The 23,898-nt window shown below is 28.2% G+C and carries 24 protein-coding genes and 1 pseudogene; 19 read left to right on the top strand and 6 right to left on the bottom strand.

Annotated features, from left to right (window positions below; translation table 11 throughout):
* Window positions 1–130 precede the first annotated feature (130 nt).
* From KIB46_RS02505 to KIB46_RS02480, 6 genes are all read left to right on the top strand, one after another.
* Window positions 131–727, top strand: a complete 597-nt coding sequence (locus KIB46_RS02505) for a sugar O-acetyltransferase (protein ID WP_291670622.1) — start codon at window positions 131–133, stop codon at window positions 725–727.
* Between the two features lie 103 nt (window positions 728–830).
* A complete protein-coding gene (locus KIB46_RS02500; protein ID WP_156559100.1) occupies window positions 831–1,517 on the top strand; it encodes a response regulator transcription factor in 687 nt (228 codons plus the stop codon).
* Window positions 1,518–1,596: 79 nt separating this feature from the next.
* Entirely contained in the window at window positions 1,597–2,538 is a 942-nt protein-coding gene (locus tag KIB46_RS02495) for a HAMP domain-containing sensor histidine kinase (protein WP_291670619.1), read from the top strand.
* 122 nt (window positions 2,539–2,660) lie between these two features.
* Window positions 2,661–3,323 carry an ABC transporter ATP-binding protein gene (locus tag KIB46_RS02490; RefSeq protein WP_049178249.1) on the top strand — a complete coding sequence of 221 codons (663 nt, stop codon included), beginning with the start codon at window positions 2,661–2,663 and terminating at the stop codon, window positions 3,321–3,323.
* 3 nt (window positions 3,324–3,326) lie between these two features.
* Window positions 3,327–5,000, top strand: coding sequence for an ABC transporter permease (locus KIB46_RS02485; RefSeq protein WP_291670615.1), 1,674 nt, complete (start codon window positions 3,327–3,329; stop codon window positions 4,998–5,000).
* Between the two features lie 21 nt (window positions 5,001–5,021).
* Complete coding sequence (locus tag KIB46_RS02480; RefSeq protein ID WP_291670612.1) at window positions 5,022–6,371, top strand: FtsX-like permease family protein; 1,350 nt, start codon at window positions 5,022–5,024, stop codon at window positions 6,369–6,371.
* A gap of 98 nt (window positions 6,372–6,469) precedes the next feature.
* Here KIB46_RS02480 and KIB46_RS02475 read toward each other — a convergent pair whose 3' ends face one another.
* The gene (locus KIB46_RS02475; RefSeq protein WP_156562540.1) at window positions 6,470–7,261 is read right to left on the bottom strand and encodes an SDR family NAD(P)-dependent oxidoreductase; all 792 of its coding nucleotides are present in this window, start codon (window positions 7,259–7,261) and stop codon (window positions 6,470–6,472) included.
* A gap of 144 nt (window positions 7,262–7,405) precedes the next feature.
* Between KIB46_RS02475 and KIB46_RS02470 the strand changes: the two genes are divergently transcribed.
* From KIB46_RS02470 to KIB46_RS02460, 3 genes are all read left to right on the top strand, one after another.
* The gene (locus KIB46_RS02470; RefSeq protein WP_291670609.1) at window positions 7,406–8,566 is read left to right on the top strand and encodes an MFS transporter; all 1,161 of its coding nucleotides are present in this window, start codon (window positions 7,406–7,408) and stop codon (window positions 8,564–8,566) included.
* A 297-nt stretch (window positions 8,567–8,863) separates the two neighbouring features.
* Entirely contained in the window at window positions 8,864–9,730 is an 867-nt protein-coding gene (locus tag KIB46_RS02465) for an ABC transporter ATP-binding protein (protein WP_291670608.1), read from the top strand.
* Window positions 9,731–9,938: 208 nt separating this feature from the next.
* The gene (locus KIB46_RS02460) at window positions 9,939–10,808 is read left to right on the top strand and encodes a DegV family protein (protein ID WP_156562536.1); all 870 of its coding nucleotides are present in this window, start codon (window positions 9,939–9,941) and stop codon (window positions 10,806–10,808) included.
* A gap of 58 nt (window positions 10,809–10,866) precedes the next feature.
* Here KIB46_RS02460 and KIB46_RS16355 read toward each other — a convergent pair whose 3' ends face one another.
* Window positions 10,867–11,010, bottom strand: coding sequence for an ATP-binding protein (locus KIB46_RS16355; RefSeq protein WP_363290045.1), 144 nt, complete (start codon window positions 11,008–11,010; stop codon window positions 10,867–10,869).
* Window positions 11,011–11,406: 396 nt separating this feature from the next.
* On the opposite strand from KIB46_RS16355, the gene cls reads away from it, so the two are divergent.
* Entirely contained in the window at window positions 11,407–12,942 is a 1,536-nt protein-coding gene (gene cls / locus KIB46_RS02455; protein WP_156562534.1) for a cardiolipin synthase, read from the top strand.
* 92 nt (window positions 12,943–13,034) lie between these two features.
* Here cls and KIB46_RS02450 read toward each other — a convergent pair whose 3' ends face one another.
* Genes KIB46_RS02450 through KIB46_RS02440 form a run of 3 tightly spaced genes read right to left on the bottom strand, consistent with a single transcriptional unit; the run spans window position 13,035 to window position 15,057 of the window.
* Window positions 13,035–13,535 (bottom strand): hypothetical protein, encoded by a 501-nt coding sequence (locus tag KIB46_RS02450; protein WP_156562533.1) that lies wholly within the window; start codon window positions 13,533–13,535, stop codon window positions 13,035–13,037.
* Between the two features lie 20 nt (window positions 13,536–13,555).
* Window positions 13,556–14,161, bottom strand: a complete 606-nt coding sequence (locus KIB46_RS02445; protein ID WP_291670604.1) for a J domain-containing protein — start codon at window positions 14,159–14,161, stop codon at window positions 13,556–13,558.
* Window positions 14,161–15,057, bottom strand: a complete 897-nt coding sequence (locus tag KIB46_RS02440) for a DUF5685 family protein (protein WP_291670602.1) — start codon at window positions 15,055–15,057, stop codon at window positions 14,161–14,163. The genes KIB46_RS02445 and KIB46_RS02440 overlap by 1 nt, the downstream gene beginning before the upstream one ends.
* A 186-nt stretch (window positions 15,058–15,243) precedes the next feature.
* Here KIB46_RS02440 and KIB46_RS02435 point away from each other — a divergent pair, with 186 nt between their 5' ends.
* The 5 genes and pseudogenes from KIB46_RS02435 (at window position 15,244) to KIB46_RS02415 (ending at window position 21,071) form a co-directional block, all read left to right on the top strand.
* Window positions 15,244–15,948, top strand: a complete 705-nt coding sequence (locus KIB46_RS02435) for an ABC transporter ATP-binding protein (protein WP_156562546.1) — start codon at window positions 15,244–15,246, stop codon at window positions 15,946–15,948.
* 1 nt (window position 15,949) lies between these two features.
* Window positions 15,950–19,186 (top strand): FtsX-like permease family protein, encoded by a 3,237-nt coding sequence (locus tag KIB46_RS02430; protein WP_291670600.1) that lies wholly within the window; start codon window positions 15,950–15,952, stop codon window positions 19,184–19,186.
* Window positions 19,187–19,421: 235 nt separating this feature from the next.
* A pseudogene (locus KIB46_RS02425) lies at window positions 19,422–19,866 on the top strand (family 1 glycosylhydrolase); the annotation flags it as partial.
* Window positions 19,867–19,991: 125 nt separating this feature from the next.
* On the top strand, window positions 19,992–20,585 hold the full coding sequence (locus tag KIB46_RS02420; RefSeq protein ID WP_291670599.1) for a hypothetical protein: 594 nt from the start codon (window positions 19,992–19,994) through the stop codon (window positions 20,583–20,585).
* Window positions 20,586–20,708: 123 nt separating this feature from the next.
* Entirely contained in the window at window positions 20,709–21,071 is a 363-nt protein-coding gene (locus KIB46_RS02415) for a DUF5658 family protein (RefSeq protein ID WP_156562522.1), read from the top strand.
* On the opposite strand, the gene KIB46_RS02410 is transcribed toward KIB46_RS02415, so the two are convergent.
* Entirely contained in the window at window positions 21,057–21,290 is a 234-nt protein-coding gene (locus KIB46_RS02410; RefSeq protein WP_291670596.1) for a hypothetical protein, read from the bottom strand. The two genes, KIB46_RS02415 and KIB46_RS02410, sit on opposite strands and share 15 nt — an antisense overlap.
* 148 nt (window positions 21,291–21,438) lie before the next feature.
* Between KIB46_RS02410 and KIB46_RS02405 the strand changes: the two genes are divergently transcribed.
* The 4 genes from KIB46_RS02405 (at window position 21,439) to KIB46_RS02390 (ending at window position 23,885) form a co-directional block, all read left to right on the top strand.
* On the top strand, window positions 21,439–21,999 hold the full coding sequence (locus KIB46_RS02405) for a TetR/AcrR family transcriptional regulator (RefSeq protein ID WP_156562520.1): 561 nt from the start codon (window positions 21,439–21,441) through the stop codon (window positions 21,997–21,999).
* A 99-nt stretch (window positions 22,000–22,098) separates the two neighbouring features.
* On the top strand, window positions 22,099–22,989 hold the full coding sequence (locus KIB46_RS02400) for a hypothetical protein (RefSeq protein ID WP_291670593.1): 891 nt from the start codon (window positions 22,099–22,101) through the stop codon (window positions 22,987–22,989).
* A complete protein-coding gene (locus KIB46_RS02395; protein ID WP_156562518.1) occupies window positions 22,983–23,165 on the top strand; it encodes a hypothetical protein in 183 nt (60 codons plus the stop codon). The genes KIB46_RS02400 and KIB46_RS02395 overlap by 7 nt, the downstream gene beginning before the upstream one ends.
* A 66-nt stretch (window positions 23,166–23,231) precedes the next feature.
* On the top strand, window positions 23,232–23,885 hold the full coding sequence (locus tag KIB46_RS02390) for a hypothetical protein (RefSeq protein ID WP_156562517.1): 654 nt from the start codon (window positions 23,232–23,234) through the stop codon (window positions 23,883–23,885).
* The last annotated feature ends 13 nt before the right edge of the window (window positions 23,886–23,898 follow it).

The following is a 23,898-nucleotide window of genomic DNA, read 5'->3' as shown; positions in this document are numbered from 1 at the left end:
CTGTTATAATATTTAAAAAGTATTACAAATTTACCAATATTCTTTCTTTATTTATATAGATAATAGTGGAAAGGTATACAGAAAAGTGTTTTAATGTAATTAGGGTTATTAATGTTTAGAGGTGATTAATATGGGTAAAAGTGTAAAAGATTGTATAAGAGATGGTGAACTATTTAGACCTGGAGATCCAGAGTTGTATAAAGATATGTGCAATGCACGTAATATACTTTATGAGTTTAATGCAAGAAATGCTTTAAATGTTGGAAGAAACGAACCTATGTTAAAGCAGCTATTTAAAGAGAGTGGGGACGTACATATATTACCACCATTTAATTGTGAGTATGGTAAGAATATTTCTTTTGGAAATAGTTGTTTTGTGAATTTTGATTGCATTTTTTTAGATACAGCTCCAATAAATATTGGAAATCATGTTTTATTTGGTCCAAGAGTTACTTTAATTACAGTTGGTCATCCTGTTGACCCTGATTGGAGAAGTGAAGGAGATATGTATGCATTTCCTATAAATATAGAGGATAATGTATGGATAGGAGCAGGAGTAATAATTAATCCTGGAGTAACAATTGGAAAGAACACTGTAATTGGTTCAGGAAGTGTAGTTACAAAAGACATTCCATCAGGAGTTGTTGCTGTAGGAAATCCTTGTAGAGTTCTTAGAGAGATAAATGAAGAAGATAAGGTTAGATATTTTAAAGATAAGAGAAGATAGTAACTTATATGAATATGATAAAAAGATAATGAGGAAACACCGTTATTGATGGTGTTTCTCTTAATGTATAAAAAGCATTGTGGGTAATTATGTGGGGGATAAGATGAAAAAGATACTAATAATTGAAGATGATAGAGCATTAAATAAAGGCATTACTTTTAATTTAAAAGAAGAAGGCTTTGATGTAAGGGGAGTATATTCTCTTTTTGAAGGTAGATTAGAAATTGAAAAGGACTATGATTTAATAATTTTAGATGTTAATCTTCCAGATGGAAGTGGGTTTGATTTATGTAGCGAGATCAGATTAAAGAACAAAAATACTGCAATTATATTTTTAAGTGCTTGTGATATGGAGTTTGATATTGTTAATGGTTTTAAACTTGGAGCAGATGATTATATAACTAAGCCATTTAGCTTAAGTATTATGAAGGAAAGGGTACAAGCTGTATTGAGAAGGTATGAAGGAAATAAAAAAACTTATATTTATAAGATTAATAATTTAGAGATTGACTTTGATAAATTCATACTTAATAAAAGTGGTGAAAGAATTGATATTACGCCAACAGAGTTTAAGCTTTTAAGGGTTTTTGTTAATTCAAAAGGAAAAGTTCTTACAAGAAATAATCTTTTAGAAGAACTTTGGGATAAGGATCAGAACTTTATTGATGAACATGCTCTAACAGTAAATATAAATAGATTGAGAAGTAAAATTGAAAGTAAGGATGATGGAGTGAAGTATATAAAGACTATATATGGTATAGGTTATATGTGGATTGGAGAGGATGTATAGAATGAAACTTTTTTCGAAAAAGCTATTTTATTTTTATATATCCATTTCTTCCTTCATGCTACTTATAGGTTATTGTTTTATGTTGGACAAGGAAAATGAATATTTAATGATTGTATTTGCCATAAATGTTGTAATTTCAGTGCTAACAGTTTTAATAAACTTTATGTACATAAAGAAAGGCTTAGTTAAAGCCTCAGATAAAAGATGTGATTTTTTAGAAGAAGTAATGGATAAAAAGATTGAGGCTAGATTTAATATTACAGAGGATACAATATCATCAAGGGAAGACAATAAGCTAAAGGAGTTAATAACCATACTTCAATCTGAAAAGAATAAGTATGAGGAAGAAAAGAGTAGAATTCAATCTTTTATTACTGATTTGTCCCATCAAGTAAAAACCCCTTTAACAAATATTTCTATGTATAATTCTACTTTAATAGAAAAGAACTTAGATTCTAATCAAAGTAAGGAGTTTTTATTATTAATGGATGGCCAAATTAATAAGTTAAGGTGGCTTATTGATGGACTTATAAAAATATCTAGGCTTGAAAGTGAGCTGATTTCATTAAGTGAAGGGGAATATTTTATTGAAGAGGTTTTAGCATTAGCTTTAAGTGGAGCTTTTTCTGAAGGAGAAAAGAAGAATATTTCTATAGAAGTGGAGTGTGACAGAACTATTAAAGGAATATTTGATTTAAAGTGGACATCTGAAGCTTTACTAAATTTAATTGAAAATGCAATTAAGTATTCTCATAAAGGAAGTAATATTAAAGTTAAGGTAATTCCTTTAGATATGTTTATTAGAATTGATATAATTGATGAAGGAATAGGAATACATAAGAGTGAGATAAATAATATATTTAAAAGATTTTATAGAAGTGAAGATGTCAAAGAGGTTAAAGGACTTGGTGTTGGTTTATATTTAGCTAGGGAGATAATATACAAGGAAGGTGGATATATCAAGGTATCATCTCAAAAGAGAGTAGGATCTACTTTTTCAGTATTTTTGTTAAAGAAATAGTAAGTTAAAAGAGGTGTTTATCACCTCTTATTTTATAAAAGTAACAAAAGTGTGATATTTAATTTTATTTTGAGATTAGAATGTTATTTTCATTTTATAAAATATAAATGAGGGGAAAAGTTATGATAGAGGCAATTGGTTTAAAAAAGTATTTTGGCAGTGGAGAAAAATTAGTAAAAGCAGTGGATAACATTAGCTTAGAAATAAAGAAGGGGGAGTTTGTAGCAATTATAGGTTCTTCAGGTAGTGGTAAAACTACTTTACTTCATATTTTAGGTGGATTAACTAGGCCAGATGAGGGTAGGGTAGTAATTGATGGTGAGGATATTTATTCTTTAGATGAAGATAGACTAACTGTTTTTAGGAGAAGACAAATAGGTTTTATATTTCAAAATTATAGCTTAATTAATGTGCTAAAGGTGTATGATAACATCGTTTTGCCAATAGAACTTGATGGACTTAAAGTAAATAGGGAGTATATTAATGAAATAATAAAAACTCTAGGGCTTGAAAATAGAATTAACTTTTTACCATCTCAGCTTTCAGGTGGTCAGCAGCAAAGAGTTGCAATAGCAAGAGCATTAGCTTCAAAACCAGCTTTGATTTTAGCTGATGAGCCAACAGGTAATTTAGATTCTAAGATGAGCCAAGAAGTAGTTGGCTTATTAAGGTATTCAGCTCAGAAATATAATCAAACTATTGTAATGATTACTCATAATGAAGATATATCTCAATTAGCTCATAGAACTATAAGAATAGAAGATGGAAAAATAGTAGAGGATTAAAATATGATTGATATCAAGAATAGAAGGATTTTATTTAAGTTATGTAATAAAATATCTAGTAATTGTAAGATGAGAAATATCTTTTTAACCTTAGCAATTATGTTTTCTACTTCTCTTATAATGATTACTTTTATTATTGGTTACAATGCTATAGAAACTATTAAGTTTTATGAAGGCCAAGAATATATACAAGGAGATACTAATGGAGATGTAAATGAATTTATAAATGGGGGTAGTGTATCTTATGATTTTTTTAAGGTTAGGAATATATCCTTTACTACTCAAGACGTTTATAGTAGTTTAAATAACAAAACTTTAATATATGAAAAGAATGGGATAGTGTTAAAACAAACTTCATCACCAGAGTTTTTTAAAAAGGAAGGGATAAATCTTTTAGTAGGAGACTTTCCAAGAAACTCAAATGACCTATTATTAAGTTATGAGGCATATAAATCCTTAGAGGGTGTCAAAATTGGAAGTAAGGTTAATGTAGGGGTTATACTTAATGATGATGGAAGTATTATACAGAACAATGAATTTAATGTTGTAGGTATTATTAAAGACAGTAATGATAATTTAAGTATATATTCTGGTAATATGACAATGCTTAAAAATTGTAATATGGCAATAACCTTTCTAATAATGTTAATATCCTTTGCATCATATCTCATAATATACACTATTTTATATATCCATGTAATTACAGAAAGAAGTACTTATAAATTATTAAGAATTGTTGGTATGAAGGGTAGGAATGTAAGAAAGCTACTATTCTATCAAGGAATGAGGTGCAGTGTTATAGGTATTCCTTTAGGAATAGCAATTGCATACTTAATAAGTAATTTTATATGTAAAGATGTAGTTAATATTACTGGATATACATTAATAGGAGAAGTAAGGTATCCCTGTTTTTTAATAGTATTAACTTTAATTGTTATTACTTTAATTATTAATTTTAGTAGTAGTAAACCATCTGATACAGTTGAAAATATAAAATTTGATTATAGTGATAGCTCTGAGACCTTAGATAAAAGTATGAGCTTTTCTTTAACAAATGGAAGAATTAAATTAAAAGATATTGCTATTTCTAATATACTTAGTAATAAGAAGAGAAGTATATTAACAATAGGATCTATTGTTTTTGCATCAATAATTATAATATTTGCAATTAATGCTTATTTATCTTTGGATATAGAGAAAAGCTTGAATATGTTTTTTAATGAAAATACAGATGGATTTTCTAGTATAAGTATTAGAAACGATATTATAAAATTACAAAATGGTTTTGCTAAAATAGGATTAATAATATCCTTGATTATAGAAATTATAGCCATAATAAATATTACTAATAGTACTTTGACAAGCCTTATATCAAGAAGAGTAGAGTTTGAAACCTTAATGGCAATAGGTATGCACAGGAGAGATGTTAAAAAGCTAGTTGTTATGGAAGGCTATTATACATTTATTATATCTTCTGTACCAATACTTATATTTGGACCCTATATAGGAAGTTATATTATTATGTTAGTTCCCTATAGTGTTGTTATTAGTGCTGTGAATATTTTTATACCTTTAATATTTTCATTAGTGTTAGGTTTAATAATAAATATTACAGTTCCGTATTTATCTTATTTATTTTTATCTAAGAAAAACTTTTTTTATGACACAGATATATAAACTTTAAAGGGGGAGAAAAAAATGGGAATGTTAAGATACGCTTTATTAAATATAAAGAAAGATTTAAAAGATAATTCTATTTATGTATTTGCTATAGTAATTTCATTTATTACTGTGTTAATGGTGTTAAATTGTTTTACAAATGCTACTTATTTTGAAGGAGTAGATACTGTAATTATTGATGAAAGCCAGAAAGAAATAGTTCAACTTGATTCTAAGCTGCAATTTTTTATAGAAGAACCTACCTTGCTTCATGGGCAAAACTTTTTAATCTTATTTTTAGTAGTTTTAGTATTTACTTATTTTTGTAATTCATATTTTATAAAGAATAAGGGAAAAGAGTTTGCCTTCTTTACAATAAATGGTGCAACTATTGGAGATAGAGTAAAGTATATAATGTTTGAAAATAGTATATTCTTTCTTGTAGGAGGAGCTATCGGAACAGTACTTGGATTTATATTTGTTCCTTTAAGCAACATTTTAATGTATAGCATTTCAGGCCATTGGGGAGATATTTGGACCATTAATTTTTATATGTTTAAGTATACTTTACTAGTGTTTTTGTTCGAATTTGGAGTGGTAGGTCTTTTAAATTTAGGTGATGTTTATAGAAGAGAACCTGTTGAATTATTAAATCTTAATAATAATAGATCTCAAATAGATTCAAGACATGTTAAAGTTCCTAATATAATTTTTGTGATTTTATTTTTAATACCAATTTTATTTGCAATTTTTTGGGGAAATACTCAAGGCGCTGAATATGCTGTATATATCCTATCCTTCGGTGGATTATTTGGATTATATGGAATTATAAAATATTTTGTCCCAACCATAGGGAAAAAGCTTAGCAGAATGAGTTTTACTTATAAGGGGTTAAGAAAAATTTATATAGGAAACTTTATAAGCTCCTTAAGAGGTTCGTTATATTTCATACTAGGTTTAGTTTTATCTCTTCTTTATTACAGTATGATTACTGTAAGATATAGTATAGTAGATGGTGCTATATCAAGTTCTCTTTATTGTTATATTATAACAAGTATGTTAGTTGGATTAGCCCTACTTTATAAAACTATTGTAGAGTGGGAAAAAAAGATAAGGGAATATAAACAATTAAAAATTCTTGGTTATAGTAAAGAGGAGATTATAAGCATTATATATAAAGAAAATATACTTTTCTTTGGATTAGGTTTAATGCTACCTGTTATACTACTTTTATCAAATTTTATTGTATATATAATAGCAGGTTATTTTTCACCAATATTCTCAGTATTTTTAATTATAAGTGCTGTTGGGCCTATAACAATTATAGGTATTCTAGCTACAATTAGAAATAAGAATAAAATTATAAAAGAAATATATCCAGTAGAATAAATATTTAAGAAAGAGAAATTGCATTTATTTGTAGTTTCTCTTTTAATTATTATTTATATAGAGCTATAATTATCGTTATTTTAAAGCACTATTTTTAGCTACTTAGTAAAAATGTTTTTTATTTTTATAAATACTCCTTGATAACTAGGCGCAATATATCTTTCCTTTGGTTTTAGATCTTCTACTGCTCTAATATATTGGGTAACTATAGAAGAAAAATTTGAAGAAGAAGTTATTTTAAAGTATCTAAATTGTTTTTTTTCTAACTTTCTAATTTTATTTTTAAAATATGAGTTTACCTTCATCCATTCAAATTGTTTACTTATATTTTTTTCATTAAAGCCTGTAGAATAGGCGCCTGGTTCTATTAAAATTACAGGAATATCAACCTTATTTAATTCTTTAAGCTCCATATTTAAGGCGGGAACTATACCTTCTATGGCAAATTTGCTACTACAATAAGGAGATAAAAATGGAATAGGAGAACGTCCAGCAAGGGAGGATAAGAATATAATTCTTCCTTCTCCTTTAGAAATCATACCTTTTAAAACTTCTTGAGTTAATTCAATGGCAGAGAAAACATTAGTTTCGAAGACATTTCTATATTTATCAACATTAATTTCACAAACAGAGCCTGAATCACCTATAGCAGCATTATTAATAAGGATATCTAAATTTAGTCTTCTTACTTTATATCTATCATTCGGATTTCTAATATCTAATTTAAATGCATACATAGGGAGACACCACTTTTTATTTAATTTATTTAAGTGGTCAGCTTGTTCCTGAGTATGAGTAGTTGAATATACAAAATGTCCTCTATTAGCTAGTGCAATTGCAGCCTTTCTTCCAAGGCCAGATCCACATCCAGTTATAAGTATGTTTTTCATTATACTTCACCTCTTATAAGTATTTTTTCACTTAAAGAAATAATAATGATAGGAAATATAATGAAACTAAATAGAGTATAACTTGAGAATACTTCTTTCCTTATGTATACTAATAGAGGAAAACGTAAGATGAGAGGAGAAAAAATGAGGAGTAAATCATTAAAAACAGTTACGGTTCTAACTGCATTAACTTATATAGTATTAAATATGGCTCATCCAGTAACGCCAATGTTTATAACTCAAAATAAATTACCTTCATATTTATTTGGAGTTTTTTTTGCAGCTATGTCTATAGGGAATTTTATTTTTTCACCAATTTGGGGAAGGTTATCTGATAAAGGTGGAAGAATTAAATTTATGATTTTAGGTATTTTGGGATATGGGATATCTCAAGTAGGTTTTGGATTTAGTAGTAATACAGTTATTATTGTTTTTTGGAGATTTATAGGTGGAGCATCAGTTATAAGTTTTTTAACAGTAATTCTTGCCTATATTGCTGATATTACAGATGAAGAGGGAAGATTAAAAGGTATGACCTATTATGCTGCTGCATCAACTTTTGGTGGAGCTATAGGGTCTCTTCTAGGTGGAGTTATAGGAAATAATAATTATAAAATAACCTTTTCTGTACAATTTGTTTTAAGTATAGTTATTTGCATACTATTTTATCTTTTCTTAGAAGAAACTGTTACTAATAAAAATATAGAAAAAGTAGAGAAGGAAAAAATGTATTCTAAATCTATAAATTCACTTAATCCAAAAGTTATTTTTATAATGAGCCAGGTAGTAGTATTTTTCTTTGCTGTAACTAGCTACAATTCAAGTATTAATTATTATATAGAGTCAGTATTATCACTTCCACCAACAGTTAATGGTATATTCTTAGCTATAGCTGGAATTTTTGGATTCTTAATTAATATATTTTTTACTGGAAAGCTTGCAAAAAGGTTTGGAGAGGTCAAAGCCTTAAGAATTTCAGGAATTTCAATGGCTTTATGTATAGGAGGAGCAACATTATTTAATTTAGTTCCATTATTCTTCCTATTTATTCTACTATTCGTAGGAAGTTCTGCTGTTTATCAACCTATGCTTCAAAATATTATTTCAAAGGTATCAAATAAGGATAATGGAAAGATAGCTGGAATACAAAACTCAGCAAGAGCAATTGGGATGATAATTGGTTCCTTATACTCAGGGTTTATATTTGCTTATGGAAGCAAGCTACCATTTTTAACTGCTTCAATAGTTATTCTACTTGGATATTTAATATTTAAATTAGGCTATAAAAAGTATGAGATAATTTAATTAATAGATGAGATGACAACTATGAAAAATTATAAAATGTATAATAATATTTTTATAATTTCATTACCTTCAGTATAAGAGGAGTGGATATTTGTTTTGCTGTGACTTGGAGCCTTGTGACAGAACAAGCCAATAAATATCTACTTCTCTTTTTTCATTGTAACAAAATTGTTATATTTTGTTTTGAATTTGAGATTAGATTGTGATTTTTCTTTTATAAAATATAGTTAGGGGGGTAACAATGGGATTTCAAAATACCCACGTCTTATAGGAAAAGAAATTTATGGAGGGATATAAATGGGAAAAATAATTGAAGCTAAAAATGTAATTAAGGAGTATGGAAGTTTTAAGAACCCATTCCAAGCCTTAAAAGGGATTGATCTTGATATTGAAGAAGGAGAGTTTCTTGCTATAATGGGACCTTCTGGTTCTGGTAAAACAACTCTTTTAAATTTATTAGCCACAATTGATCAAGCAACTAGAGGAAAAATATATATTGATGGTAAATATATTAGATCTTTTACAGAAAAGCAATTAAGTATTTTAAGAAGAGAGTATATTTCTTTTATATTTCAGGATTGTAATCTATTAGACAACTTAACCATAAGGGATAATATAACATCTCCATTAATAATTATGGGAGCTGAAAAGGAAGAATGCGATAAAAGAGCAGAGTATGTTTCTAAAAGGTTAGGAATTGATACTATACTAGATAAATATCCTTCAGAATGTTCAGGAGGACAAAAACAAAGAGTAGCAGCATGTAGAGCTTTGATTACTGATCCTAAAATTATAGTAGCAGATGAACCTACAGGTGCATTAGATACAAAGAATTCTGATGAGTTATTATCAATATTAAGAAAATTAAATGAAGAAGATAATATTACAATAGTAATGGTTACTCATGACCCATATATAGCAAGTTTCTCTAATAGAGTAATAATGATAAGAGATGGACTATTAGATGCAACAATAGAGAACAAGAACAATAATCAAACTAGATTTTATAATAGTATATTAAAGGAGTCTGCAAGACAGACAATTTTTAAAGATGAAGAGGCGGCTTTATCTATTGATGATTATGAAGAACTGCTTAATGAAAACAAGAAGTTAAAAAAGAGAATCATAGAACTAGAATATAAAGAAAAGTTAAATTCAAGATAGTATAAAGATTAAGAAGTAATAAAGGCATAAGGTTTTTATTACTTTTTTCGTTCATATATATAAATTAAGATTGGTGAAAATTAAAGAAATAAGATGATTTAGAGAGGATAAATTTGAAAATTAAATAATTTGATTATCAAATAATTTGAATTTGTTAAAGGTATCATTTATACTATCTGTAACACTATGAAAAATGGAGGAATTAATAGTGAGTATTAAAATTTATACAGATTCAGCAAGTGACTTACCTTTAAATATAGTTAAGGAAAATAATATTGGTTTAGTTTGTCTAACAGTAAATATTAAAGGTGAATTCTTAGAAGATGATTTAGGACAAACTATAAAGTATGATGACTTTTATAAATCTTTAAGAGAAGGTGAATTAACATCAACTGCACAGGTTAATGTATTTACTTTTGAAGAAGCTTTTAAGAAAGAACTTGAAAAAGGAAATGACATAATTTATATATCTTTAGCTAGCGAACTTAGTGGGACATATAATAGTGCAAGAATAGCTAGGGAAAATCTTTTAGAGTCATATAAAGATAGAAGAATTGAAGTTATTGATTCTAAAGGTGTAACTTTAGGTCAAGGATTATTAGTTTATTATGCAAATGAGCTAAAAAAAAGTGGAAAAAATATAGATGAAATTGTAAAGTGGATTGTAGATAATAGAACAAAAGTACAATATGCTATTATTCTTGATGATCTTCAACATTTAAAAAGAGGGGGAAGAATATCTGGAACAACTGCAGCAATTGGAGGGTTACTTGGGGTAAAGCCTACACTAAAAGTTACTAAAGAAGGTAAGGTTGTACCTGGAGTTAAGTTAAAAGGAAGAAAGAAAGCAATAAATTATTTATTAAATGAAATAGAATTAAAATCTGTTAACTTAGAAGAACAGATAGTGTTTATTGCTCATTCAGACTGTGAAGAAGATGCTAATGCCTTAAGAGAAAAGGTAATTGAGAGATACAAATTTAAGAATGTGATTTTAAATAATATAGGTCCTGTTATTGGTACACATGCTGGTCCAGATGCACTAGCCGTAATGTTTATTGGAAAGGAAAGAGGATAAGTGAAAGGAACTGTTGCTGAGATTTGCAACAGTTCCTTTTTAAAATAAATCAGAGTATTCAAGATTTGTCTTTTGGAATACCAATACCAGTATTCCATACTCTAATGCTTAAGTCTTTATGGTTATATGTTAGCGTTAAAAAGATATTTCCATTAGTTGAAGTAAACTTTAAAGTATTAGAAAGAAGATTTAAATTTATCAAACAAACAATAAAGTTCTTCCATATTAGTATCAAAAATAAGGAACAGTACTTAAAGTTAAGTTTTCTATAACGCTTACAATATCATAATTATCTTTAGCAATGTTAAATAATATTTATTTTATTAGAATCTGAACTTTCAACTAGAGTTTTACCTGAGCCAATTTTTATGTAAGAAGTATTAGGAAGGGCGGTAGGTAGATTATACCTTTCATTCATGTAAGTATTGAATTAATGTTGTTATTCATAATAAAACCTCCCATATCACAAGTGATATTTTACAATTATGTATATAAATGGTTGAAATATATTGTAATATTTTGTATATATTAGGGGTGTTTGATTTATTAGAAATATTGATATAGAATAGAGGTAAAATTATGTTAACAAGGAGGATAAATGCGTAAATTATTAAAACTTATTTTTAATAGAATATTTATAGTTGGGGTATTAGTACTTATACAATTAATAATTTTAATATTAGGAATATGGAAATTAAGTGAATCTTTTGTTTATATGTATGCTTTATTTGTAATATTAAGTTTAGTAGTTGTAGTTTATATAGTTAGTAGAAAAGATAATCCATCATATAAATTAGCCTGGACAATTCCTGTTTTATTAGTTCCTGTTTTTGGGGGACTATTTTATCTTTTATTTGGTGGTAACAAAATTGGGAGAACCTTAAAGAAGCAAATAGATGCAGAGTATTACGAAGCTAAAGAATTACTAAAACAAGATGAAGCTATTATTGAAGAAATAAAAGACATAGATAAGAGTGTATATAATCAGGTGAAATATATTAATGATTATGCAGCTTACCCTATATATAAGAATTCTACCACTGAGTTTTTATCTCCAGGAGAAGTATTTTATGAAAAGCTATTAGAAGAACTTAAGAAAGCAGAACATTACATATTTATGGAATATTTTATTATTCATGAAGGTAAAATGTGGGACAGTATTTTGGAAATATTGGTTGAGAAAGTAAAAGAGGGGGTAGACGTAAGACTTCTTTATGATGATATGGGGTGTATAACAACATTACCTAATAAGTACCATGAAAAGATGGAGAAGCTAGGTATAAAGTGTCAGGTATTTAATAAATTTATACCTATTCTTTCTATAATCGTTAATAATAGAGATCATAGAAAAATTACAGTAATTGATGGACATACAGCTTTTACAGGTGGTATTAATCTAGCAGATGAATATATTAATGAAATTGTAAGGTTTGGTCATTGGAAGGATGCTTCTATTATGATAAAAGGTGAAGCTGTGTGGAATTTAACTGTAATGTTTCTTCAGGTTTGGAATTTCGTTGGATTTAATAGAGAGGATTATAATAAGTATAGACCTAAAATGTATCATTCAGATGACTTTGCTACTGATGGATATGTACAACCATATGGTGATAGTCCTTATGATAATGAGCTAGTGGGAGAAAATGTATATTTGAATATAATTAATAAAGCCAAGGATTATATTTACATAAATACTCCATATTTGATAATAGATAATGAGTTAGTAACTGCTCTAACTTTAGCTGCCAAAAGTGGGGTTGATGTAAGAATTGTAACACCATTCATTGAAGATAAATGGTATGCACATATTGTAACAAGGGCATATTACGCTCAGCTTATTGAGGCTGGAGTAAAAATCTATGAATATACCCCAGGATTTATTCATTCAAAAACTTTTGTTTGTGATGATGAGATAGGTGTAGTAGGAACTATTAATATGGATTATAGAAGTCTTTATTTACATTTTGAATGTGGTGTTTTCTTATATAAAACTAAATCTGTAATGCAGATTAAAGAAGATTTCTTAAACATATTAGAGGTATCGCAAAATATAACTTTAGAGGATACTAAGAAGGTTAAATGGTCCAATAGATTCCTTAGGGCAATACTTCGAGTATTTGCACCACTTATGTAAAATTAATATCACTCAATCTCTCCCTAAATTGTTGAAGTTATCCACAATTTAATAATAGATATAATTTCCTAAAGAATTAAAAAGGCTCCCTTCTAAAGGGAGCTTTTTTTGTGGAATTTCTTATAATACATAGTTATTAATGTACTTAACGCATAATCGTATACTAAAAATACTGGTTGAGCTAAAATATACATAATTCCAACTGAGAATTTCATATCTATACCAACTCCAAATAGCTTTAGAGCTAATAGTCCAATAGTCAAAACTATATTAAAAAATAAAAGTTTAATAATTATTTCAACAGGTATTTTATTTAACTTCTCTATGAAATGCTTAACTAATCCATATACCCCAAAAAATAAGGCATACATTATGGAATAGTTAATAGGCAATATAAAGAATGATATTATAGTTGAAGCAACATAAACAAAAATAGATGTTTTAATATTACTTCTTATTAAACAAATAGGTATATATACGGAGGCAAGTGTCATAATAGCTATTGTGTTTGTTGGAATAAGCAGTGTTAAATATAGTGTAACAATAGTTAATGCAACTAAAATTCCTCCAAGGGAAATATCTTTAGCTTTCATAATAAACCTCCATTATTCTACTAACAACAAGATATTAAATCTCCACCCATTGCTTCACAACAACAGTCTAAGCAAATTAAGTTGGCACAACAATCTGCTGAGTTACCACCAGTTGTTCTGTAGTACGGTTGGCCATATCCTCTAGCTCTTGAACTTAATTGCTGTAATGTTTGTCTATATTCAAAGTTATTTGGATCCATATTTGCAGCAGTTGTTATATTTTGAAGAGCAGAATCATACCAACCTTTATTAGAGTGAACTACTCCCATTAAGAAGTACCATTCAGCATTTCTATCAGAAACTCTATTTAATATAGCTTCGGCAGCCGCTGTATTTCTTCTTTGAAGGTAAGCTCTTGCTTGTGATAATTCAGAAGCAGAGTTACCATATGAATTATTATTTGAATAAGAACTTGATGTATTTGAGCTATAATTTCCTGAAGACTTACCATTTGTTAATTGGTTATAAGCATCATTTACTTCAGCTAGCTTTTGTTGAGCTAATTCTTGAAGAGGGTTATCTCTATATTGATCTGGATGATATTGCTTTACTAATTTTCTATAAGCACTTTTAATTTCCTCTTGTGATGCACCTGGTTTTATACCTAAAACTTCATATGGATTCATTAAGAATCACTTCCTTTCATCTTTTTGCAGTTATTTATTATGGCAAGATATTTGTCCATCATTCCTAAGTTAATTATATTTTCTAAAATTTCTTTGTTTTTATGTAAATTAAGCTTATCTAAGGACTCTTTACATCTGCAACCACAACTTAAAATATTAAATTCAATTCTATCTCTAATTTGTATAATTAATTCCTCATATGTAAGATTATTTGTATTATATAAATAATTTATTGGATTAAATTTATTCTTTTCCATATCTTCTTTAAGGTCATCTAAAGCGTCAACTAGATAAATCCATTTTCCAAGACCATATCCTAAATCATAGAGATTACTTCTTGATTCCTCTGAATCATTTAATATTTCATTAGGATAGTTTTTTAGAATTTCTCCAACAATTACACTAAAAGGATGACAAATCTCATCAATAGAAGAAAAGTTTTTATTATCTTCATAGTTAGACAGAATTGATAAATTTTCTTTTATTATATCATTAATTTTTTGTACTGAGTGTGAAAATTTTCTTTTATAAGGTAATAAAGTAAGAGATAAAAATTTACTTTTTAAATCATTATCATCCTTCACATCGTCCAATACTTTAAAATAGAATAGTGATATATTCATTGCAGCAGCATAATCTATTGCTTCATTTTCAATTACTATATTTCTCTTTTGTAGTGGGTGAACTATACAGTTTTTATGAACTATATTTATCTTATTTTTATTTAAACTATCTAATAATATAGCTAAGAATGTCATATCATAGTTTAGAGTCATTCTTGGTATATTGCCGAAGTCTCTTTTTATGCTGTTACAAACACCACAGTAATATGCTCTAAAAAGTTCATATTCCTTAACTTTTAATTCACCCTTTAGAGGAGTTACATATCCAAACATTAATATCTCCTTTTAAATAAATTTTTTGAAGAATGCTTCATTTAATAATTATTATTATACATAATAGGCAAAAATGGTACAATACAAACATTGAGATTATTATGAAGCTTTAGTATACTTTAAATAACATAATAAATAAGGGGAATAATGCTAAAGATTAGTAGATTATTTGGAGGCGATTTTTTATTGAAGGATTATATTCAGTTTAAAGATGTAAAAAAGATTTATAAAATGGGTGAAGTTGAAATAGAAGCGTTAAGCGGCGTTGACTTTTCTATAAATAAAGGGGAATTTGTTGTTGTTGCAGGGGCAAGTGGAGCTGGAAAATCAACAATATTAAACATATTAGGGGGAATGGATTCTCCAACAAGTGGTGAAATAATTGTTGATGGAGTTGAAATTAGTAAATACAGTTCTAAAGAATTAACTACATACAGAAGATACGACATTGGGTTTGTATTTCAATTTTATAATTTAGTTCAAAATCTAACTGTTACTGAAAATGTTGAGCTTGCAACTCAAATTTGCAAAAATCCATTAGATGTAGCTGAAACTGTAAAAGCAGTAGGGCTTGAAAAAAGAAAGGATAACTTTCCAGCTCAATTATCAGGAGGAGAGCAACAAAGAGTTGCTATAGCAAGGGCATTAGCTAAGAATCCTAAACTACTTCTTTGTGATGAACCAACTGGAGCATTAGACTATAATACTGGTAAGGCTGTATTAAAGCTGTTACAAGATACATGTAGGGAAAAAGGAATGACAGTAGTAGTTATTACTCATAATCTTGCATTAACTCCAATGGGAGACAAGGTTATTCAAGTTAAGAATGGCAAAGTTCACTCAATCAAGGTTAATGAAAATCCAGTTCCTGTAGAAAGGATTGAGTGGTAGTATGAAAAATGCACTGGTAAAAGATACAGTAAGAGAGATAAAAAAATCTTTTGGTAGATTTCTTTCTATATTTGCCATTGTAGGTATAGGGGTAGCTTTTTTTGCAGGAGTAAAAGAAGGTGAGCCTGTAATGAAAGCATCGGCAGATAAATACTTTGATGAGTATAACTTAATGGATATAAGAGTTGTATCTCCTATAGGATTAACTGATGGTGATGTAGCTGAAATTAAAAAGCTTGATGGTATAAAGGGGATTTTTCCAACTCATAGCATTGATGTTTTAACAGAGATAAATTCATCAGAGTTTGTACTAAAGGTGCATGGAATACCCTTAGAGGATGCTAAAAATGATACTGATAACTACATTAATAGGGCAGAAATTAAGGAAGGTAGACTTCCTGAAAAGTCTGGAGAGTGTATAGTAGGCGCAGGTAATTTCAATGGTATGGGGGTAAAGGTTGGAGATAAGATTAAGCTTACATCTGGAACAAAGGACGATATAAGTGAAAATCTTAAAGTTAGTGAATTTACAATTGTAGGTATAGCTAATACACCTAACTACCTTTCTTTTGAAATGGGAAGTTCCAATATTGGACATGGATCTATTAATAATTTCATCATGATTCCAGAAGAAGATTTTAATATGGATATTTATACTGAGGTTCTACTTACAGTGGATGGAGCAAAAGAACTAAATAGTTACAGTGATGAATATTTTAATGTTACAGATAAGGTGACTAAGCCTTTAGAAAACTTAAGCCATGAAAGAAGTCCAATTCGTTTTAATGAGATTCTAGAGGAAAGTAGAAAAGAATTAGAAAATGGTAAAAAGGAATATGAAGAGAATAAAATAAAGTATGAAAATGAAATAAAGTCAAATGAAGAAAAACTTCAAGAGGGAAAAATTGATCTTATTATTAGTGAAAAAGAATTAGATAGACAAGAAATGGAATTTCCTACTCAAATTCAAGAAGGTAAGGATAAAATAGCAGCAGCAGAAAAAGAGTTACAGGCTGGAGAAGAGGAGTACAATACAAATCTAAAAGCCTTTAATCAATTAAAGGAAGCAACAGAAGGTAGTATTAAAGAATCTGAAGATTACTTAAAGAATAATAAAGAAGAAGTTGATAAGTTAAGAGAGGAAGTTAAGGAATTAAAGGAAAAGCTTAATGATCCTAATCTAAGTGAATCCCAAAAAGTCATAATTCAATCTGAAATTAAGGCTAAAGAGTCTAGAATAAAAGCTTATGATACTGTTTCATATGTTGTAGAGGCTGGAAAGAATCAAATAGCTAATGCAGAACAGAAATTAAAAGATGGAAGAGCTACATTAGACTCAGGATGGGCTACTTTAAAGAATGAAAAAGCAAATCTCCAAAAAGCCGAGATTGAGGGGAAAAATGCTTTTGTTGAGGGAAGAAAAAAGATTGAAGAAGGAAAACAAGACATAAAGCAAGGTGAAGAAGAGTTAGAGAGAGCTAAAAAGCTTGGTGAGGAAGAACTTTCTCTTGCAAAAGAGAAGTTAGATAAGGCTGAAAAAGACCTTCAAGATGCAAAAGCACCAGATTGGTATGTTTTAGATAGACATAGTCACTATAGTTATATGGATTATGGTGCTTCAGCTGATAAAATAGGAGATATTGCTAATGTATTCCCAGTATTCTTCTTTTTAGTTGCAGCATTAGTTTGTTTAACTACTATGACAAGAATGGTAGATGAACAAAGAGGAACTATTGGCACATTAAAGGCACTTGGTTATAGTAAGTTAAGTATTTCTTCTAAATATATAGTTTATGCAGCTGTGGCAAGTACATTAGGAGCAGTTGTAGGATTAGCCATTGGGGTAGTTCTTTTTCCAACAGTAATATTCTATGCATGGGGAATTATGTACACAGTTCCAAAGGTAAAGTTATTAGTAGATCTACCTTTAAGTATGATAGCTATTTTGGTAGCTGTGTCAGTTACAACTTTAGCAGCTGTACTTGCTTGTTATAAAGAGCTTATTGAAACACCATCACTTCTAATGAGGCCTAAGGCTCCAAAGGAAGGTAAGAGAATTTTCTTAGAAAGAATATCTTTTATATGGAAGAGATTGAACTTTACAGAGAAGGTTACAGCGAGAAATATATTTAGATATAAGAAGAGATTCTTCATGACAGTAATAGGTATATCAGGGTGTACTGCATTACTTTTAGCTGGCTTTGGAATAAAGGATTCTATTAGTACAATTGCTTCAAAGCAATTTGGAGAAATTATTAAATATGATGGCCAAGTATCAATTGATAAAGAGTCTGCTTTAATTGATAAAGAAGATTTGTTTGATAAGTATAAGAATGATAGTAGAGTTGAAGATATTTTCGAAATGAGCACTTTTAATAGCAAGGCAACAGATGATGGAGAAGATAAGTCAGTAAAATTAATTGTACCTAAGAATATAAGTGAATTTAAGGACTTTATATCTCTTAGAGAAAGAAGTAGCCAAAAGGAAATACAGCTCGATAATAGTGGAGTTGTTATAACTGAAAAACTTTCTAAGTCCCTTGGTGTTAAAAAAGGTGATAAGATCACTATAGAAAATGAAGATGGAGATAGAAAAGAAGTAGAAGTATCAGCTATTAGTGAAATGTATGTTGATCACTATGTATTTATGTCACCTGAATATTATAAGTCTACTTTTGGTGTGACTAATGAAATAAATACACTAGCTTTAAAACTAAATGACACCTCAACAAAGGTAGAAGAAGTTTTAGGAGCAGAGCTTATGGATAATGATATAGTTAAGTCTGTTTCTTTCTATAGTGGATTAGTTAATAATTTTGATAATATGATTAGCAGTTTAAATATTGTAGTAATAGTACTAATTGTTTCTGCAGGGGCTCTAGCCTTTGTTGTACTTTACAATTTAACAAATGTTAATGTAAGTGAGCGATTAAGAGAAATAGCTACAATTAAAGTTCTTGGGTTCTATGATAATGAAGTTTCAGCTTATGTATATAGAGAAAATCTAGTACTTACTGCTATTGGTTCCGTAGTTGGTCTTGCCCTGGGAACTATACTTCATAGATTTATAATGATAACTGTTGAGTTTGATGCAATGATGTTTGGAAGAAATATAAACATTTTAAGTTATCTAATAGCTGTTGTGATTACTATGGGATTTGCTGTTTTGGTAAATTTAGTAATGTATAAGAAGCTTAAGAAGATACCTATGGTTGAATCGTTAAAATCTGTAGAGTAGATTAAGATAAGAAGAATAAAAAAGATAATATTGATTAGAAGGAAACACCGCTACATACTGGTGTTTCTTTTTATTTTTAAAGTATATAAATATACAAATATAAGAATATATATTTATGTGTTTATATATTTACATATTTATTTAGGAAAGAAGTTTTTAAAATGGGATTTAGAAAAGATTTTCTATGGGGTGGAGTAGAATTTTTCCAAATGTGGATGATGCTGAACCAAATTAAGAAGGAGAAAATAAGGAACAAGTTAAGTATCAAGAAGCTCATCATGAATTAGTTGCAAGTGCATTAGCTACTAAAATTGCTAATGAAGTAGATCAAAATAATATGTTTGGATGCATGTTAGCAGCAGGTCAGTATTATCCATACCCATGTAAACCAGAGGATGTATTTGAAGCTTTAAATAAGGATAGAGAAAATTATTTAGGCTAGTGAATGGGGATGGAAAATAGATCCCTTGGATTAAGAATAACAATGAACAATTTATATGATAGATATCAAAAGCCATTATTTATAATTGAAAATGGATTAGGGGCAGTGGATATACCAGACGAAAATGGTTATGCAGAAGATGATTATAGAATTGATTATTTAAGACAACATATAAAAACAATGAAGGATGCTGTAGAGCTTGATGGAGTTGATGAGAAGTAAGAAGAAGAGTTTTTAATGGTATAAGAAGGTTATAGCTTCTAATGGCGAAGATATAGAATAGTCTGATTTTTCTTCATTTTTATTTAATATCTATAGAACTAGTATATGTTATAATATGTATAATTTATTGGAGGTGTTAAGATGAAGAAAAAGACTGTAAGAATGGTTACTTTAGCAGTTTTATCATTCTTGTTAATAGGTTGTGCTAAAACAGAAGAGAGTAGTGCTAAAAAAAATAAAATTGAGCCTACCATTCCAAAGGTTACAACACAGCAAGATGTGGGGGCAGACATGGTTATGCTTGATTTTGCCTCTGATGATAAAATTATTTTTCATGGATACTTTGGACTTTTTGTATATGATTTAAATACAGAAAAGATTACTCAAAGTATTGATTTAAAACCAATTAATTGTAATTTTACTCAAGGTGATAATACATGTGTAGTTACAGTTAATAAAGATGGAAGTGAAGTAAATCTTCATCCTATATCAAGTGAAAATATGTATGTATATAAGCTTGATGATAATACCTTAGAAGAGAAGGTTTATATAGAAATGTCAGATCCCTTCAAGATGTCAGCAGCACCAACAGATATTAATGAGAAAAACTATTCATATGTTTCTGGAAGTGTAAAATTTTCTGATGGAGATATAGGATATCTAGCGGGATATGATATGACTTTAGGGTCATTAAGATATGTTAGAGGAGATAAAGAATACTTTATTTTTAAATAAATAAGGGAAGGTGCATCTAAGTAATACTACTTTGATGCACCTTCTCATTTTGGAAATTAGGTGTTTATTTTTTATAAATAAGTCAATCCTTAAAATGTATAACATTAAAATTTGGAGTGACTTATGAATACATTTATTAAGAATTATAGTTATGAAAGCATAGTGAAAAAATTCAAGATATTATACTTTCTTAATGTAGCTGACATTATATTTACCATAGTTTTATTGCAAACAAACCTTTTTGAAGAAGGAAATAAAGTTATGGCAACCATAGTAGATAATCCTTTAAAAGCAGTATTTATTAAAGTGATTTTAGTATTTTTTCTTATAAGGTTTATATTATACAGGATGAAAGATGCAACCTTAAAGCAATTAAAGATATCAAACTATATATTAATAGTAATAACTATATTATATTCTTTGGTTTTGCTTACACATATTTTAAACATATCATTAATAATAAGTATATTTTTAACATATAGTTAGGTCAGTGTCAAAACGAGAATTACACCAATGGCAACCACGATAGTTTTCAGTTTCACATAGGATTTGAACATCATCTTCACTTTCTAACATTATAATCTTTTCTTCACTTATGTTATTTATGTAGCATAAAGATGATTCATTATCAAGGTCATGAATGAGTTTCGTATCTTTATCAACTATGTATCTCATTCCATCATAAGGTAAGTTATAGCGTAGCATAAAAATAATCCTCCTATGACTTGTTTTAATATAGAAATATGTTTAAAACATATAAAAAATTACTGAAATAACTAGAAAATTTCTATACTTGAAGGAAAGTTAAGGTAGCATTATAATAGTGTTAATAGAATAAAAAGGGGAGAGTAGTTTGCCTAAGAAAATATTAAACCTAGATGAAACAATTTTCCAAGCTGCATGGAAGTTATTTAGTAATGATGGATATGATAATGTAGATATGAAAGCTATAGCAAAGGAATGTAATATAGCAGTAGGCACTTTATATAATTATTATGATAATAAAAGGGATTTGTTTTTAAAAGTTTTAGATGCTAGTTGGAACAATACCTTTGAAAAGATAGAAAAAGTAGTAAATGAAGATAATAATAGTGATAAAGTATTAGAAAGTATAATTAAAATTTTATATGAGGATATAAAGGTTAGGCGAGGAATTGGTAGTAATCTTTTAAAAAATGAGTCAATAAGTAAAACAGAAAATCAAAATATAGAAAATGTTATTATAGAAAAGATTTATAGTTATGTAATTCATGCAATTAATATAGAAAACCAATACATAAATATAGAGTATAGAGCGCAAAAGCTTACACACATTATTTTGTGTAATATAGTTTTGCTTGCAAGGATGTATCCTGAAGATGATAAGGCTAATATAGACTTTTTAATTAAGATAGTTAATGGTAATTTAAAATAGAAAAAGTTAGTTCTCTAGTAATATAGAGGACTTTTTTTTTATATGCTTTAATATAATCTAAATGAGGCAAATTTAAATTTTAGCTAGAGGTGTGATAAAGTGAATAGTGTTTATGAAAGCTTAGATCTAGCTAAAGAAATGATTAATTTTGAAGTAAATGATAAAATATTGACTTTAGCTTCTAAGGATTTATGTAAATTGTTAAATGGGAAATGTTTAATATATAAGCTTTCTTGTGGAGGAGAATATATAAACCACTATACAAAGCATATAATCAATAGACTTATATATAATAAGCAGTTAAAGGGAATATATCTATATAATATGTATTCTATTTTACTATTACTACAGGACGAATGTAATGGTAAATATCTATCAAGTACCGGACTAAGTAGGTATGATATTCCTAAGGTACGAGGTTTTGTATTAAGGGCTTTAAAGGATGAAAGATGGAAAGAGGTTATTTTAGCTGAATTAAATTCTTGCAGTGAAGGACAGGTAATTAAATTAGCTAAAGTTAATAATTTAGCTGATTTTAAAATTAATGATAAATTATTTATAATGTTAAGGGATAGTCATTCATTAAAGTGGAGGTATTATATTTTTCTTATATTTACTTTGGATAGTGAGGGGCTAGAGAAGCTGTTAAAACTATTTATTGAAAAGGCCGATATAGTAAATATAAAGTATCCAATACTTGAACCAAAAGAGAAAAGAAGTGATGAATATATAATTATTAATAGACTACTATCTAGTAGGAGGGAATATTCAAAAATATATGAGGATATTATTGATTTAGTTATTGATTGTAAGGATGAAGGAATAGTTTTAAAAGCATTAAATATAGTTAATAAGTGGAATATACCATATTATAAGAAAATCAATAAAGCAAGAATAGATGAGTTAATTAATAGCTCTGGGGATGAAAGATATAAATGCATGTTTATTAAGATAAAGGAGTCACTTAATGAGGAGGATTTTTTATGTTAGATTTTAAGATATTTAAAGAAGAAGAGGAGCTAGAAGAGGAAAAAAAGGAACCTCTTATTTGTACAGGCTGTAAAAATGTAATTACAGAAAATTATTTTTATGATAAGATAACGCAACAAATTTATTGTTCAAAAGAATGTTATTTGGAACAAATTGAAAAAGAGTATTTTGATTAATGGCTGTATTATCTAACCTTTTCGGTACATACTAACATTGTACTAATGAGGAAAGGAGTAGATATTGTGCCTATACCTATAGTTACTTCAATTATTTCTGCAATCTCTATTATTATAGGTTCTTTAGTTGGAGCGTATTGCAGTTGGATTATTAATAAGAATATGCACAACAAGGAGATAGAAGATCAACAAAAGATTTTAAAAGAAAATAGGTTTTATGAGGAAAAATATAGAGTTAAAGAAGTCTGTAATAATGCTAATGTAATAAGGTTAGATATAGCAACTTCACTTTTTCAAAGTATAAGAAGTCTTCAAAATACAGAGGAAGAGAAGAAATATCTATATTTGTTACCTATAAATAAAAATTACTCTGCTTCTGTAGCAAGTTTAAGCGATAAGTACTCATTAAAAGAGCTTAGTTATCTTTATCAACTTTATGGTATTATTGAGAAGGTAAATAGAGATATTTATAGCTGGAATACTTCAGATAATTATGCTTATGAAAGAGTTAAGAAGGGGTTTAACTGTATACTATATAAAATTTATGGTGACAATGTAGATAAAATTTTGAAGGTAGATGCAGATAAAATATCCTATAATGAGCTTTATAATAATGAATATATAAGAGAGTCTTATAAAAATCTATTAAGTAAATTAGATGATTTATGTTTAGTTGAAAATCTTCTTAAAGAAAAAGAGAATACTGAGATTAAGAAATAATTAAGAAATGCTA

The sequence above is a fragment of the Clostridium sp. genome (assembly GCF_018372875.1).
In the GTDB taxonomy this organism is placed as follows: domain Bacteria; phylum Bacillota; class Clostridia; order Clostridiales; family Clostridiaceae; genus Clostridium.
The sequence above is the reverse complement of the archived record's forward strand: the minus strand, read 5'-3'. Positions and strand labels throughout refer to the sequence as shown.

Bases quoted from the DNA above. Each gene is read 5' to 3' on its own strand.
- KIB46_RS02495 (WP_291670619.1), top strand. From the start codon at position 1,597: ATGTTGGACAAGGAAAATGAATATTTAATGATTGTATTTGCCATAAAT.
- KIB46_RS02480 (WP_291670612.1), top strand. From the start codon at position 5,022: ATGGGAATGTTAAGATACGCTTTATTAAATATAAAGAAAGATTTAAAA.
- KIB46_RS02505 (WP_291670622.1), top strand. From the start codon at position 131: ATGGGTAAAAGTGTAAAAGATTGTATAAGAGATGGTGAACTATTTAGA.
- KIB46_RS02485 (WP_291670615.1), top strand. From the start codon at position 3,327: ATGATTGATATCAAGAATAGAAGGATTTTATTTAAGTTATGTAATAAA.
- cls (WP_156562534.1), top strand. From the start codon at position 11,407: ATGCGTAAATTATTAAAACTTATTTTTAATAGAATATTTATAGTTGGG.
- KIB46_RS02430 (WP_291670600.1), top strand. From the start codon at position 15,950: ATGAAAAATGCACTGGTAAAAGATACAGTAAGAGAGATAAAAAAATCT.
- KIB46_RS02465 (WP_291670608.1), top strand. From the start codon at position 8,864: ATGGGAAAAATAATTGAAGCTAAAAATGTAATTAAGGAGTATGGAAGT.
- KIB46_RS02445 (WP_291670604.1), bottom strand. From the start codon at position 14,161: ATGAATCCATATGAAGTTTTAGGTATAAAACCAGGTGCATCACAAGAG.
- KIB46_RS02395 (WP_156562518.1), top strand. From the start codon at position 22,983: ATGTTAGATTTTAAGATATTTAAAGAAGAAGAGGAGCTAGAAGAGGAA.
- KIB46_RS02410 (WP_291670596.1), bottom strand. From the start codon at position 21,290: ATGCTACGCTATAACTTACCTTATGATGGAATGAGATACATAGTTGAT.
- KIB46_RS02440 (WP_291670602.1), bottom strand. From the start codon at position 15,057: ATGTTTGGATATGTAACTCCTCTAAAGGGTGAATTAAAAGTTAAGGAA.
- KIB46_RS02470 (WP_291670609.1), top strand. From the start codon at position 7,406: ATGAGGAGTAAATCATTAAAAACAGTTACGGTTCTAACTGCATTAACT.
- KIB46_RS02415 (WP_156562522.1), top strand. From the start codon at position 20,709: ATGAATACATTTATTAAGAATTATAGTTATGAAAGCATAGTGAAAAAA.
- KIB46_RS02500 (WP_156559100.1), top strand. From the start codon at position 831: ATGAAAAAGATACTAATAATTGAAGATGATAGAGCATTAAATAAAGGC.
- KIB46_RS02490 (WP_049178249.1), top strand. From the start codon at position 2,661: ATGATAGAGGCAATTGGTTTAAAAAAGTATTTTGGCAGTGGAGAAAAA.
- KIB46_RS02450 (WP_156562533.1), bottom strand. From the start codon at position 13,535: ATGAAAGCTAAAGATATTTCCCTTGGAGGAATTTTAGTTGCATTAACT.
- KIB46_RS02420 (WP_291670599.1), top strand. From the start codon at position 19,992: ATGAAGAAAAAGACTGTAAGAATGGTTACTTTAGCAGTTTTATCATTC.
- KIB46_RS02475 (WP_156562540.1), bottom strand. From the start codon at position 7,261: ATGAAAAACATACTTATAACTGGATGTGGATCTGGCCTTGGAAGAAAG.